The following is a 12,839-nucleotide window of genomic DNA, read 5'->3' as shown; positions in this document are numbered from 1 at the left end:
GAGAGCGAGTCGGACGCGCCGTACCCGCTCCCGGACGGTGTCCAGGGCCAGGTCCCGCAGATGGGTGCCGTACGGGGAGATCTCGGGCGCCCTGGACAGACCGAACTTCAGGCGGAGCGGTGCGCCGCGGCGGATCAGCTCGGCGACCTCGTAGATCCGCACGTAGCCGCTCTCGTGATCCCTTTGCCGGTGGGCACCTGTGCGTACGTCAGGCTGCGCCACGGCGTTGCGGCCAGGTGTGTGCTGATTCCGGTGATGCGCAGGGCACTTGCCTTTCAACCGTTCGAAATATCGACACATGGTCGGAATGCTGGCGTGACCCTAAGAGGGGGTGTGCACGGTGTCAACGGGGCGAACAGGAACGGTTGTTGAAGATCGTTTTCGGACTCCGGCAGTGGGTACGGCAAAGGCGGCGGCCCTGGGGATCAGGGGCCGCCGCCTTCGTGTGAGGGGGGCTGTTCTTACAGGCTGGTGTCTTAGTACCAGCCGTTGGCCTGCCAGAAGCTCCAGGCGGCGACGGGGCTGCCGTAGCGGGAGTTCATGTAGTCCAGGCCCCATTTGATCTGGGTGGCGGGGTTGGTCTTCCAGTCGGGGCCGGCGGAGGCCATCTTGGAGGCGGGGAGGGCCTGGACGAGGCCGTAGGCGCCGGAGGAGGCGTTGGTGGCGCTGGGGTTCCAGCCGCTCTCGTGCTCGACGATCTTGCTGAAGGCGTTGTACTGCGCGGCGTCCGGGATCATCTGGTGTGCGATCGCCTGGGCGGAGGAGGTCGAGGTGGTGGTGGCGGGGGCGGCCTGGGCGGGGGCCGCGGCCAGGACCATGCCGGTGGTGGCGGCGGCCACGGCGGCACCGGTGAGGACCTTCTTCGGGGAGGCGATGACGCGGCGGATGACGGAGACGGACACGGAGAACCTTTTTCTTCGGGGACAAGAGCTCGCCCGTATGCCGGAGTCACGCGGTGCGTGGTGGGGCATATGTCGGCGCCGCGGCCCGGGTGGGCTCGTGGCGCCTGGCGACGTCGTCCAGAGAAACAGGCCGAGAACCCGTCCGCAATGACCCCTTTTACTAGTTGTGGCCGAATCGGTGAGGAAAGTCCCTGGTGTGAGCTGGCTCTCAAAGTGCAGGTCAGAGGGGATATGTCCACGGACATATCGGACAAGCTGGGCTACGATCCCGCCTCGTAGGTAACGTGCGTCATGTGGGGTGCTTCACCGGTCCCGCAACGATCCGTGCGCGCGGGATCACGCAGCGGGTGCGTCGAATGTGACCGGGGTCGCACGTCGCCGGGGCCCGAGTGTGACCGGGGTCGCTCAGGCAGCGGTTGTAGTCGTCCAGTCGACGAAGGTGGTGAACGCGGCGGGGTCCAGGGTGAGGATCGGTCCCGCCGGGTTCTTCGAGTCGCGGATGGCGATGGTGGCGTTGGGGGCTTCGGCGATCTCTACGCAGGAGCCGCCCTGGTCGCTGCTGTAGCTGGACTTACGCCAGGCCAGGGGGCCGAGCGCCGCGCATTCGATGCACTCGCCGCCTTGATCGCTGCTGTAGCTGGACTTACGCCACTGGATCCCCGACGGAATCGCGGTGTTCCCCATAGCGTTCCTCCATTACGCGCCGGATCAAATCCGCCGAGTCCTTGAGGGAGAGAGCGGCGGCCTGAAGATGATCGTAACGGAGTGAGCAGTTCTTGACCGTGTCCGGGTTGGCAGTTGGATGCCCGCTTCCGTAGCCCTCGGTGTAGACGATGGTCGGGTCGCCCGCGAAGCGGAAGAGGTCGAACGGGCCAGTCAGGCCCGCATGTGCTCCGGCGGCGTATGGCAGCACCTGGATGTTGATCCGAGGATTGTCCTTGAACGACAACAGGTGGGCCAGTTGCCCTCGCATGGTCTCCGGGTCGCCGATCTCCTGGTACAGCGCGGCTTCCCCCAGGATCGCCCAGAAGACCGGGGGTTCGGCCTTCTCGAAGATGCGCTGGCGGGCCAGTCGTACGGCGGTGCGGTCGTCGAGGCCGGCCTGGTTCATTACCCCGAGTACGGCACGCGCGTACGCCTTGGTCTGGAGCAAGCCATGCACCATGTGAGTGTGGAAGGTGCAGATCTCGATGGCCCGTGCCTCCAACTCCGCCACCTGTTGGAACCAGGCCGGAAGTTGACTACGCATCACGAGCTCGACGAGCCGGGAGAGTAAGCCGCCTGTGCCGAGCGCCGCGTCCGCGCGTTCGCTGAACTCCGGTGTCGGCAGCTTGCGGGCGGTTTCGATCTGGCCGACCAGGGAGCCGGTGTAGTTGACGATGTCGCCGAGCTGTTTCTGTGTCAGCCCGGCGCCTTCGCGGTAGCGCCGTAGCTCGAAGCCGTAGTAGTCGAGTGGTGAAGCGCCCGGGTCGAGGACGTTGATGTGGGTCACGCGGAGTCCCCTCTCGCCCAACTCGGCCCACTACGGGACCAGTTGTATCCGTTCCGTAGCCGAGGGTAGTCGCGGGAGGTCAGCCTCGTAGTGTGAACGAATACTTTCCCCCCACGCTCCTGGGCCCCCGCCCCGCCCAGTACGGCATGCGGCTCACGGTCGGCGCGCACTCGGCGCGGCACATCCGGCGGATCGTCCGCTCGCTGCTGGAAGAATGGGACGTGGCGGAGCTGACCGACGCCGTAGAACTGGGCGTGACCGAGCTGGTCGCCAACGTCGTACGGCATGTCCCGGACCGGCGGTGTGCGGTGCTGGTGCTGCGGCAGGCGTCGGGTGTGCGCGTGGAGGTCGCGGACGGCTGCCGTCAACTGCCGTGCGTGCCCGACGAGTTGTCGCCGGAGGCGGAGGGCGGCCGAGGGCTCGCCCTGCTGGAAGCGGTGGTCGACAAGTGGGGTGTGGATCCTGGGCCCGAGCGCGGCAAGACGGTGTGGTTCGAGTGCCGGGGCGGCTGTGACGGTTAACCCCGGGTATTCAGCGGAATTGCGCAGTCTGATGCCTCGATAGCAGAAAGGTGCCGCTGACCTGCGAGGGTGCGAGTGTCTGGATCGTATCCGCTACAGAAGTCAGGGCGCCTTTCTGGTGATCGAGCTGATCAGGTGCCGCGCACAGAACCGGTCGCCGCCCGCTCCTGCGGACGGCGACCGGAAAGCGAGCCGAAGGTCAGACCTTGGTGAAGCACAACGTGTAGTCGGCGCCTCGGCTGTTCGAGTACTCAATGCCGTAGTCGTACTCCGACCCGCATTTCTTGTCGGGGCCGTACAGCCTGTCACCCGTCTTGTACTCGGCCTCGGCGGCGTCACAGTCGACGACCGTCGGCAGTGGCTCGCCGTCAGGGTCCTCGACCTTGACGCAGTCGCCGACGTCCGGGTCGTGCGTCTTGTTCTCTTCGACCTGCGCGGACTGCGAAGCCTCCGCCTTGGCCTTGCCGCCGGTGGGGCTGGTGTTGTAATTCCACACGTAATAGCCCACGCCGCCGATGACCGCGATGACGACGACGGCGGCCTTCAGCGCCCGCAACCCGCCCCCTGGCCGCGGTTGCTGCGGCCCGCGCGGCGGCTGCGGCTGCTGCGGGTATCCGTACGGCGCCTGCGGCTGCCCGTACGGCGGTTGATTCTGGTAGTGCGGTGGTGGTGTGGACATGCGTGGGAGACCCCCGTAGTTGACTGAACGAATAGATGCCAACGCGAAGTTGACAGGCGCAGGCTGTCCTTCGGCCGTCAGCCGGGTCGTCACGAGGGCGGCCATCCCGTGTCGCTCGACCGCCCGCCGCAATGCGCCGTCCCTCGCGTCCAGTTCGGCTGGCCGCAGCGACGGCAACGAGACCGAGGTCAAGGACGTACAACCCCGGGGCGTACGCACCCAACGGACGGTGACCCGCTCGTCGGTTCAAGAGCGGGCTCTGAACTCAGGTCACGCGGTTCCCTTCACCCAGTCCCCGCAGTGGAAGGACTCCTGGTTGATACCGTCCTGGCGGCAGACCTGGAACGCGAAGTAACGCCCTTCGCTGAACTCGGCGTCGAAATCCCATACCTTGTACCTGAGAACGCCTTCGGTTCGTTCGTCGCCGTTGTAAAGGTTCTTCCAACGGTGGTAGGTCTCACCCGCATCGTCGCTGAGGTTGATGTGCAGCACGACACCGTGGCCGTCAAAAGTATCGTCCGTGAGCCAGAAGTGGTCGTTAATGCTGGCGAATTGCGCGTCCCCGGTCATGACCGCACCCACCGGGTAGGCGGGATCATAGGCATACGCGTGATACCTCTCCGTTCCGGCCGCTTGAGCAGGGGCGGACACTGTAGTGATGATGCCGACGGCAGCCATCGACGCGGCGAGCACGGCACCAAGTCTCTTAACCTGAATTCTCACTTCGAGTGGCTCCTCTTCGTAGCCGAATGCATTGATTTGGACTCCTGGTCCGTCTCCAGGAAAGCGGACGGCTTCTGAGCTCGGATCAGCGAGTGGGAGGTCATCCCCGCCTGATCGGCGATGACGAGGGCGAGCCCGTTCCTCTGCCCCGCCTTCTCCACCGCACCACCGCCTCCGCGTGCGGGCGTGCGGGCGTGCGACGTCAGGATTCCTTGACGTACGAGGAGTAGACCCAGCCGTAGGTACCCTTCGGCAGGCCGCTCTTGGTCTTCTTCGACAGCTTCACATAGAGCCAGGTCCTGCCGGATTTGGTCTTCCAGCACACGCCGGAAGCCGTGTCGCCCTTGTTCAGCAGGCCCTTGGAGCCGTAGCTGGTCGCGGGCCCGGTGCGCAGGTTGACGCCGCTGGCGGTGACCTTCAGAGCCCGGCTGTCGCCGTTGCCGTAATGGCCGTTGCATGCGCTGCTGCCGACCGCGGCGGTGGCGGCGGTCGCGCCAGGGGCCAGGGCCATGCCGCCCCCGACCGCCAGTGAGGCCGTGAGGGTGACGACCCCGAGCACACGCTTGATGCGCTTCACAGAAAATCCTCCCGTTGTTCCTCCGGAGCAACAGCTCGTTGTCCGCGGGACAGGGATACCGAGGCAGCATGCCCGCCCCGTCCTTCGCGGAAGTGTGGCTTCGCCAGGGTGCGGGACTGTCTGGGGGCGCGTCATCGCCAGCGCGTGCACACGTATCTCGCCATTGCGTCTACACGATGGCGGGGCATTCCTTTCTGCGGTACTCCAGCGGCGTCATTGCGTATTCGCGGCGGAATGTCCGGCTGAAGTGGGCGGTGTCCGTGAAACCCCATCGGGAGGCTATGGCGTGGACGGGCACGGTGGCCATCGCGGGGGCGGCCAGGTCGGCGCAAGAGTGCTGAAGGCGTCGGCGGCGGATCGACGCGGCCACCGAGGTGCCCCGTTCCTGGAAGAGGCGGTGCAGATGGCTGACGGATATGTGGTGGGCGGCCGCCACCACTTCCGGCGTGAGCCGAGGGTCGCGCAGGTTCTGGTGGATGAAAGCCTCGATGCGCAGTGTCAGCGTCCGCCGACGGGCTTCTGGAGTGAGGTTGTCCTCCATCTCCAGCACCTTGGCGAGGACCGCCGACAGCAGATCCACCACGACGGTCCCCAGCCTGGGGCCGTCGGCCGGTCCGTAGGGAGTGGTGTCCGCGGTCAGCTGGGCGATGAACCCAAAGAGCAGGGCGACGATTCCCTCGCCGCCGGGCATGCGCCGTGCGAGGAGCCTGTCGACGCTGTCGGTCGGCACTGACAGCAGCGCTTTGGGGACGAGGACCCCGAACCCGGTCAGGCTCTCGTCACCCTCTTCTGTCGTCACGCGGATCTCGTTGGGCCGCGAGGTGTCCAGCAGCACGAGATCGTACGGGTAGTGCGTGCTCCGCCGATCGGCCCGGCCCTGCTGGACGACATCGATGCTGCCCTGGCGCAGGAGCGATACTTGATACGCCTCGGGATCGGACTGCCGGACGAGCTTCGGTGTCCGCCGCAGGGTCACCGATGGGGCATGCACTGACCTGACCGCCACGCTCCCGAGGTTCAGCACGCGATCGGTCACGCGGAAGTCGGACGCATACTCGCTCGAGAGCTCCACGGGCACATGGGTCTTGATGACATGTTCACGCCAGGCGTCGAACCGGTCCGCCGCGGGCACGTCCTCGGTCCGGAACACCGTCTCAAGCATCGCTTTCCTCCGCCTGCCACGCCGCCCCTGTCGTGGCCCGGAGCGCGGCATCACAAGGGGATTGAACACGAACTCGGACCCGCATCCGCTCCCCGTCACCAATTGTGGCCGGGGTTCATTCCGTCCTGAGGGAAACGCTCGGCCCCAGTAGATAGGGCATGGCAAAGGCGGCGGCCCCGGGGATCAGGGGTCGCCGCCTTCGTGTGAGGGGGCTGTTCTTGCTGGCTGGTGTCTTAGTACCAGCCGTTGGCCTGCCAGAAGCTCCAGGCGGCGACGGGGCTGCCGTAGCGGGAGTTCATGTAGTCCAGGCCCCATTTGATCTGGGTGGCGGGGTTGGTCTTCCAGTCGGGGCCGGCGGAGGCCATCTTGGAGGCGGGGAGGGCCTGGACGAGGCCGTAGGCGCCGGAGGAGGCGTTGGTGGCGCTGGGGTTCCAGCCGCTCTCGTGCTCGACGATCTTGCTGAAGGCGTTGTACTGCGCGGCGTCCGGGATCATCTGGTGTGCGATCGCCTGGGCGGAGGAGGTCGAGGTGGTGGTGGCGGGGGCGGCCTGGGCGGGGGCCGCGGCCAGGACCATGCCGGTGGTGGCGGCGGCCACGGCGGCACCGGTGAGGACCTTCTTCGGGGAGGCGATGACGCGGCGGATGACGGAGACGGACACGGAGAACCTTTTTCTTCGGGGACAAGAGCTCGCCCGTATGCCGGAGTCACGCGGTGCGTGGTGGGGCATATGTCGGCGCCGCGGCCCGGGTGGGCTCGTGGCGCCTGGCGACGTCGTCCAGAGAAACAGGCCGAGAACCCGTCCGCAATGACCCCTTTTACTAGTTGTGGCCGAATCGAGGAGAAAGGTCGCTTGTGTGAGCTGGCTCTCAAAGCGCAGGTCAGGAGGGGTGCACCGACGGATATATCGGACAAGTCGCGCTACGGTCCTGCTTAGTAGGTGACGTGCGTCATGTGGGGTGCTTCACCGGGCCACTGACGGTCCGCGCACGGGGAATCACCCAGCGGTCACCTGGTGGGCGGGTCGAATGTGACCGCCGTCTCGAAGGCGGCCCGCCGCGTGGCCCGGCGGAGCGCCTTGAGCAGGGTCGCGCCGAGCGTGAGGGTCAGGACGACGGTGACGAGCGCCCGGCCCAGGTCCCAGCCGAGGGAGGTGGCCAGGCAGTAGGCGAGGAAGCGGGTCAGGTTGGCGGGGACGGTGGCGTGCGGGTCGAAGGCGACGTTGGAGGCCAGCGCGTCCATGAAGGGCCAGCCGGCCAGGTTCATGACGGTGCCGTACGCGAACGCGGCGAGGAAGCCGTACGCGGCGAGCATCACCAGCTCCGCCCGCCCGCGCAGCCGGTCGGGGCCCGGCAGCAGCCCGGCGCCCATGGTGAACCACCCCATGGCGAGCATCTGGAACGGCATCCACGGCCCCACCCCACCGGTGAGCAGCGCCGACGCGAACATCGTCACCGACCCCAGCACGAACCCGAACCCCGGCCCGAGCACCCGCCCGCTCAGCACCATCAGGAAGAACATCGGCTCGATCCCGGCGGTCCCGGCGCCGATCGGCCGCAGTGCCGCGCCGGTCGCGGCCAGCACACCGAGCATGGCGACGGCCTTCGGCCCGAGCCCCGACTCCGAGATCGTCGCCGCGACGACCGCGACGAGCAGCACGAGAAGCCCCGCGAACAGCCACGGAGCGTCCTGCGCATGCGCACTGACCTGTGATCCGGGCCCCGCGAAGAGCGGCCAGGCGAACCCTGCGACGCCGGTGGCGCTGACGAGGGCGAGGGCGGCCGTGGAGCGGGGGCCGAGGCGGATGGCTTGGACTTGGGCGTGGGCCTGGGTCCGGGCTTCGGGCGACGTCATGAGAGGGCGTTCCTGACCTGGGCCACGGTCAGCCATGGCTGTGGGGCCAGCACCTTTGTGACCTGGGGGGCGAAGGAGGGGGACGCGACGACCACCTCGGCGGTGGGGCCGTCGGCGACGATCTCGCCGTCGGCGAGGATCACGACGCGGTGGGCGAGGTCGGCGGCGAGTTCCACGTCGTGGGTGGCCAGGACGATGGCGTGGCCCTCGGCGGCCAGGCCGCGCAACACGGTGACCAGCCGGGCCTTCGCCGCGTAGTCGAGGCCGCGGGTCGGCTCGTCGAGGAGCAACAGCGGAGGGCGGGCCGTCAGCACGACGGCCAGCGCGAGCGCAAGGCGCTGGCCCTCCGACAGGTCCCGGGGGTGCGTGTCGTCGGCGATCCCCGGCAGCAGCTCGGACACCAGCGCCCGGCAGCTGCCCGGCTCGGCGCCCGCGTCATGGTCGGCGGCCGTGCACTCGGCGGCCACCGTGTCGGCGTACAGCAGATCCCGTGGTTCCTGCGGTACGAGGCCGACGCGCCGTACGAGCTCGCGCGGCGCCGTCCGGTGCGGCACCGCCCCGCCGACCCGGACGGATCCGGCGGCGGGCTCCACCAGCCCGACCAGGGCCCCGAGCAGCGTGGACTTCCCGGCGCCGTTCCGGCCCATCAGCGCGATGGTCTCGCCAGGGGCGGCCGTGAGATCGACGCTCCGGAGCGCTTCGACTCGGCCGCGGCGGACGGCGAGGGATTCGACCGTCACTGTTTGCGGGGGTGGCGGGGTGGTTGCGGGGGTGCGCCTGCGCAGGAAGCGCGGGCCTCTCGTCGACGCCCTGCCCGGCACCGGCCCCGCCGGGGTCAGGGCGGGGCGGGGCGGCTCGACGCCGGGGGCGGGAGGTGGAGCGGGGGTCGCCGCGTGTGCCGCGAGCCGGTCCCGCAGGGAGCCTGCCCTTCGGCGGGCGTCTCGCACGGTGAGGGGGAGGGGGGACCAGTGGGCCAGGCGGCCCAGGTCCACGACGGGTGGGTACACCGGGGAGACGGCCATGACCTCGGACGGGGGGCCGAGGAGTGGGGCGGCGCCCGGGGAGGGGAGGAGCGCGACCTGGTCGGCGTACTGGATGACGCGTTCCAGGCGGTGCTCGGCCAGGAGGACCGTGGTGCCGAGGTCGTGGACGAGGCGTTGGAGGACGGCGAGGACCTCCTCCGCGGCGGCGGGGTCCAGGGCGGACGTGGGCTCGTCGAGGACCAGGACCTTGGGGTGTGGGGTGAGGACCGAGCCGATGGCCACGCGCTGCTGCTGGCCGCCGGAGAGGGTCGCGATCGGACGGTCGCGCAGGTCCGCCAGGCCCAGCAGGTCCAGGGTCTCCTCCACCCGGCGGCGCATCACGTCCGGCGCGAGGCCCAACGACTCCATGCCGTACGCGAGTTCGTCCTCCACCGTGTCCGTCACGAAGTGGGACAGCGGGTCCTGGCCCACCGTGCCCACCACGTCGGCGAGTTCGCGCGGCTTGTGGGTGCGGGTGTCGCGTCCGGCGACCGTGACCCGGCCGCGGAGCGTTCCGCCGGTGAAGTGCGGGACGAGACCGCTGACCGCGCCGAGGATCGTCGACTTGCCGACCCCGGAAGGCCCCACGAGTAGCACCAGTTCGCCCTCGGGCACCTCGAAGTCCACGCCCCGGACGGTGGGTTCGGCCGCCCCGTCGTACGTCACGGAGACATCCTCGAAGCGGATCATGAGGGCTCCTTGGTGTGCGGGGCGGGGGCGACGAAGGCGGGGAGCAGGCCGAGCAGGATCGCCGCGGCCGGCCAGAGCGGGAGGGCGGGGGCCACGAGGGGGACGACGCCGGGGCGCAGCGCCGCCGGGTCGTACGTGGCGGAGACGATCAGCAGGGCGGCGACGGTGACACCCGATCCCGCGACCAGCCACGCCCGGGCGCCCCACACGTCCGGCCGGTACCGCGTCCGCAGCGAGCGCCGGCCGCCCAGCCACAGGCCACCGAGCGCCGCGGCCAGCCCGGCCAGCAGCACCGGCAGTCCGTAGCTGCCGCCCTCGGCGGTCAGCAGGCCGTACGTGCCCGCGCAGACGCCGAGCAGACCGCCCAGCGTCAGGACGGCGGTGGTGCGGCGGACGGCGGGCGGGACCTGGGCGGTGCGGCCGTAGCCGCGCGCGTCCATCGCCGCCGCGAGGGCGACCGAACGCTCCAACGCGCCCTCCAGGACCGGGAGTCCGACGTGCAGCAGGCCGCGCGGGCCCCGGTCGGGGCGGCCGCGCAGCCTCCGCGCGGCGCGCAGTCTCTGTACGTCGGCGATCAGGTTCGGGGCGAAGGTCAGCGCGACGACGACCGCCACGCCCGCCTCGTACAGCGCTCCCGGCAGCGACTTCAGCAGGCGGGCCGGGTTGGCGAGGGCGTTCGCGGCGCCTACGCAGACGAGGAGCGTGGCCAGTTTCAGACCGTCGTACAGCGAGAAGACAAGGCCCTCGGCGGTGACACGGCCGCCGATGTGGACGCCCTGGGCCCAGTGGGGGAGGGGGAGTTCGGGGAGCGTGACGATGAGGTGGGTGCCGGGGATGGGGGAGCCCAGGAACACGGCGAAGGCGAGGCGGATGGCGAGGACGGCTGCGGCGAGCTTGACGAAGGCGGAGTAGGAGCGGGCCCAGGGGGCCTCCGTGCGGCGGGCGGCCACTACGTAGCCCGCTACGGCGATCAGGAGGGCCAGGAGGAGGGGGTTCGTGGTGCGGGAGGCGGCGGTGCCGAGGCCCAGGGCCCAGATCCACCAGGCGCCGGCGTGCACGGCGTTGCTCCGGTTCGCCTCCGGCGTGAGGTTACGACGCTGTCGCCGGACCTTGGTTGCAACGGCACCCGAAGCTGCAGGCTGTGCCCACCGGTCCCGCCCTGCGGGACGACTGCCCACAGCAGCAGCGGGTTCCTTGTGGTCCGGCGTCATCGTTTCCACCCCCGCCTCAGGCCCGGCGGCGGCGTGTCTGCCAGATGGCTGCTGTGCCCAGGAGGGCGATCGCGGCGACGCCTGCGAGCAGGCCGACCGACGGGCCGTGCTGGTCGGCCTTCGCGTGCGGGCGGGCCGAGGCCGCCGGCTTCGCGGCCGAGACCTGGTCGCCGCAGCCCGTCCGCGGGTAGCCCGCGATGGCGCACAGGAGGGCGTTGGTGTCGTAGCGGAGGGGCTTCGCGACGGAGGCGAGGGCGTCGGCGGTCGTCGCGTCCGAGGGGACGCGGGCGCAGGCCGTACGCGGCCGGGGCGGCGTCTCGCCGGACGGCGCGTCCGCCGTGGTGCCGAAGTCGAGGACGAGAGCGACCCGCTTCTTGCCCTGTTGGGCGGGCGTCTTCGCGCATATGGACGCGAAGTCCGCCGTCCCGCGCGGCCTCGAGGCGTCCTGCGAGTCCTCGCTGACCGCGAAGCGGAAGCCCTGGACATCGCCGTCGGACGGCCGCGCGGTCGACGGACCCTGTGTCGCGTACGTCCACTTCCCGCCGGTCAGGTCCCAGAAGGACCAGTACCGGTAGCCGACGGCCTGGGCCTGCCCCGCGCCGCCGAGTACGCCGAGTACGCCGAGTACGAGGAGCAGCAGGGCCAGCGCCAGGGCCGGCGCGGTCGTCCGACGGCGGCTCACAGCTGCTGCTTCTTGTTGCGGCCGCTGAGCAGGAAGCCGATGCCGATACCGGCGACGAGACCGACGCCGACGATCCACCAGACGCCGAGCCCCTTGTCGTCGTCCTTCTTCTTCTCGTCCTTCTTCTTCTCGCTCGGGGCGGCCGAGTAGTCGGACGCGTCCGTCGCCGGTCCCGTGGCGCCCAGCTGCTTGACGAGGTCCGCGCCGCCGAAGTCACGCGGATCCGTCCCCGTGGCGTGCGCGGCGAAGATCAGCTGGGCGTACGCGGCCGGACCGGCCTTCGCCGCCCAGGCGCCGGAGTTCTTCTCCAGCCAGGCGAGCGGCTCCTTCGCCGCCGACGTCGCTCCCGTGGCGGACAGCGCCACGACCGCGTCCGCGGTGTTGCCGTAGTCGGGCTGGTCCTTCGCACCGGCGAGAGCGGACTTCAGGTAGGGGGTGTCCTTCAGCGACTCGGCCAGGTAGGCGGCGCCGTTGTGCGCCGCGTCCTCGGGGCCGAGGGAGTCACCGCCGGTGCACTTCGAGCCCTTCGACGCCTGGCCGGCCTCCGTCACGAACCCCTTGCCCAGGCCGCCGAGCACCCCCGCCGCCGTCGCGTCCGCGTTCGCCGCCAGCTTGCCCTTCTTGTCCGGCTGGTAGGCGAAGGCGCCCCCGCCGTCCTCGGCGCACGGGATCGAGAGCTTCAGCAGGGCGTCGTACGGGGACTTGCCGTCCTTGGAGACGTCACCGGGCTTCTCGCCCGCGGCCATCAGCGCGCCGATGACCACCGACGTCGAGTTGGCGTCGCTGGCCCCGCCCGCCGCGTACCCCCAGCCACCGTCCTTGTTCTGCACGGACTTCAGCCAGGCGACGGCCTTGCCCGTCTCGGTGTCGTGCCCGCCGAGCGCGGCGAGGGCCTGCACGGCGGCAGACGTGCTGTTCGTGTCGACCATCGTCTTGGCGTCGCACTTGGCGGTGGCGTCGGCGCGGTACGGCGCGAACGCCCCGCTCGCGCACTGCTGCCCGGTCAGCCAGTCGACGGCCTTGGCGGCGGGCTTGACGCCCACGGTGTGCTGGGCGAGCAGCGCGAGCGACTGCCGCCAGACGCCGTCGTACGTGGGGTCGGTGGAGCCGTACAGCCCGGACGGGATCGCCTGGGAGGGAGAGGGGGACGCGTCGGCGGCGAAGGCTGCCGGTGCGAGGGCCGTACCGATCACGACGGGGGCGGCCAGTACCGCGGCGCTGCGGCGAACAATCATGACTCTCCCTGCGGGGAGCCGGGCAGCACCGGGCACGCTCAAGCACCGGGCGGCTCCGGCCCCGTATCCCTCGACGGTGCCGGCCAGCGGC

At 70.0% G+C, this 12,839-nt stretch carries 14 protein-coding genes; 1 reads left to right on the top strand and 13 read right to left on the bottom strand.

From position 1 onward, the window contains the following. Window positions 1–476: 476 nt before the first annotated feature. The 3 genes from ACFY0T_RS03685 to ACFY0T_RS03675 form a co-directional block, all read right to left on the bottom strand. The gene (locus ACFY0T_RS03685; protein ID WP_388864357.1) at window positions 477–902 is read right to left on the bottom strand and encodes a transglycosylase SLT domain-containing protein; all 426 of its coding nucleotides are present in this window, start codon (window positions 900–902) and stop codon (window positions 477–479) included. A 405-nt stretch (window positions 903–1,307) separates the two neighbouring features. Beyond that, window positions 1,308–1,586, bottom strand: a complete 279-nt coding sequence (locus tag ACFY0T_RS03680; protein ID WP_388864364.1) for a DUF397 domain-containing protein — start codon at window positions 1,584–1,586, stop codon at window positions 1,308–1,310. Then, on the bottom strand, window positions 1,546–2,394 hold the full coding sequence (locus ACFY0T_RS03675; RefSeq protein ID WP_388864363.1) for a helix-turn-helix domain-containing protein: 849 nt from the start codon (window positions 2,392–2,394) through the stop codon (window positions 1,546–1,548). The genes ACFY0T_RS03680 and ACFY0T_RS03675 overlap by 41 nt, the downstream gene beginning before the upstream one ends. 92 nt (window positions 2,395–2,486) lie before the next feature. On the opposite strand from ACFY0T_RS03675, the gene ACFY0T_RS03670 reads away from it, so the two are divergent. Next, the gene (locus tag ACFY0T_RS03670; protein ID WP_388864362.1) at window positions 2,487–2,915 is read left to right on the top strand and encodes an ATP-binding protein; all 429 of its coding nucleotides are present in this window, start codon (window positions 2,487–2,489) and stop codon (window positions 2,913–2,915) included. A 199-nt stretch (window positions 2,916–3,114) separates the two neighbouring features. Here the strand turns inward: ACFY0T_RS03670 and ACFY0T_RS03665 are convergent, their stop codons facing one another. From ACFY0T_RS03665 to ACFY0T_RS03620, 10 genes are all read right to left on the bottom strand, one after another. After that, entirely contained in the window at window positions 3,115–3,594 is a 480-nt protein-coding gene (locus tag ACFY0T_RS03665; RefSeq protein WP_388864361.1) for a hypothetical protein, read from the bottom strand. Window positions 3,595–3,864: 270 nt separating this feature from the next. Further along, window positions 3,865–4,287: a hypothetical protein gene (locus tag ACFY0T_RS03660; RefSeq protein WP_388864360.1), complete on the bottom strand. Its 423-nt coding sequence runs from the start codon at window positions 4,285–4,287 to the stop codon at window positions 3,865–3,867. A gap of 232 nt (window positions 4,288–4,519) precedes the next feature. After that, window positions 4,520–4,894, bottom strand: coding sequence for an SH3 domain-containing protein (locus ACFY0T_RS03655; protein WP_388864359.1), 375 nt, complete (start codon window positions 4,892–4,894; stop codon window positions 4,520–4,522). A gap of 169 nt (window positions 4,895–5,063) precedes the next feature. Further along, complete coding sequence (locus ACFY0T_RS03650) at window positions 5,064–6,056, bottom strand: helix-turn-helix domain-containing protein (protein WP_388864358.1); 993 nt, start codon at window positions 6,054–6,056, stop codon at window positions 5,064–5,066. A 233-nt stretch (window positions 6,057–6,289) separates the two neighbouring features. Then, window positions 6,290–6,715 carry a transglycosylase SLT domain-containing protein gene (locus tag ACFY0T_RS03645; RefSeq protein WP_388864357.1) on the bottom strand — a complete coding sequence of 142 codons (426 nt, stop codon included), beginning with the start codon at window positions 6,713–6,715 and terminating at the stop codon, window positions 6,290–6,292. A 347-nt stretch (window positions 6,716–7,062) separates the two neighbouring features. Then, window positions 7,063–7,908: an ECF transporter S component gene (locus tag ACFY0T_RS03640; RefSeq protein WP_388864356.1), complete on the bottom strand. Its 846-nt coding sequence runs from the start codon at window positions 7,906–7,908 to the stop codon at window positions 7,063–7,065. Beyond that, window positions 7,905–9,620, bottom strand: a complete 1,716-nt coding sequence (locus ACFY0T_RS03635; RefSeq protein WP_388864355.1) for an ABC transporter ATP-binding protein — start codon at window positions 9,618–9,620, stop codon at window positions 7,905–7,907. Before ACFY0T_RS03635 ends, ACFY0T_RS03640 begins: the two co-directional genes overlap by 4 nt. Beyond that, entirely contained in the window at window positions 9,617–10,831 is a 1,215-nt protein-coding gene (locus ACFY0T_RS03630) for a CbiQ family ECF transporter T component (protein ID WP_388864354.1), read from the bottom strand. The genes ACFY0T_RS03635 and ACFY0T_RS03630 overlap by 4 nt, the downstream gene beginning before the upstream one ends. Before the next feature lie 16 nt (window positions 10,832–10,847). Then, window positions 10,848–11,513 (bottom strand): SCO2322 family protein, encoded by a 666-nt coding sequence (locus ACFY0T_RS03625; RefSeq protein WP_388864353.1) that lies wholly within the window; start codon window positions 11,511–11,513, stop codon window positions 10,848–10,850. After that, window positions 11,510–12,748, bottom strand: coding sequence for a prenyltransferase/squalene oxidase repeat-containing protein (locus ACFY0T_RS03620; RefSeq protein ID WP_388864352.1), 1,239 nt, complete (start codon window positions 12,746–12,748; stop codon window positions 11,510–11,512). The genes ACFY0T_RS03625 and ACFY0T_RS03620 overlap by 4 nt, the downstream gene beginning before the upstream one ends. Between the last annotated feature and the right edge of the window lie 91 nt (window positions 12,749–12,839).

Source organism: Streptomyces sp. NPDC001530 (assembly GCF_042894545.1).
Classification (GTDB): Bacteria; Actinomycetota; Actinomycetes; order Streptomycetales; family Streptomycetaceae; genus Streptomyces.
The sequence above is the reverse complement of the archived record's forward strand: the minus strand, read 5'-3'. Positions and strand labels throughout refer to the sequence as shown.

Excerpts from the sequence above, each read along its gene's own strand:
- ACFY0T_RS03680 (WP_388864364.1), bottom strand. The coding sequence starts at position 1,586 with ATGGGGAACACCGCGATTCCGTCGGGGATCCAGTGGCGTAAGTCCAGC.
- ACFY0T_RS03665 (WP_388864361.1), bottom strand. The coding sequence starts at position 3,594 with ATGTCCACACCACCACCGCACTACCAGAATCAACCGCCGTACGGGCAG.
- ACFY0T_RS03650 (WP_388864358.1), bottom strand. The coding sequence starts at position 6,056 with ATGCTTGAGACGGTGTTCCGGACCGAGGACGTGCCCGCGGCGGACCGG.
- ACFY0T_RS03640 (WP_388864356.1), bottom strand. The coding sequence starts at position 7,908 with ATGACGTCGCCCGAAGCCCGGACCCAGGCCCACGCCCAAGTCCAAGCC.
- ACFY0T_RS03635 (WP_388864355.1), bottom strand. The coding sequence starts at position 9,620 with ATGATCCGCTTCGAGGATGTCTCCGTGACGTACGACGGGGCGGCCGAA.
- ACFY0T_RS03630 (WP_388864354.1), bottom strand. The coding sequence starts at position 10,831 with ATGACGCCGGACCACAAGGAACCCGCTGCTGCTGTGGGCAGTCGTCCC.
- ACFY0T_RS03620 (WP_388864352.1), bottom strand. The coding sequence starts at position 12,748 with ATGATTGTTCGCCGCAGCGCCGCGGTACTGGCCGCCCCCGTCGTGATC.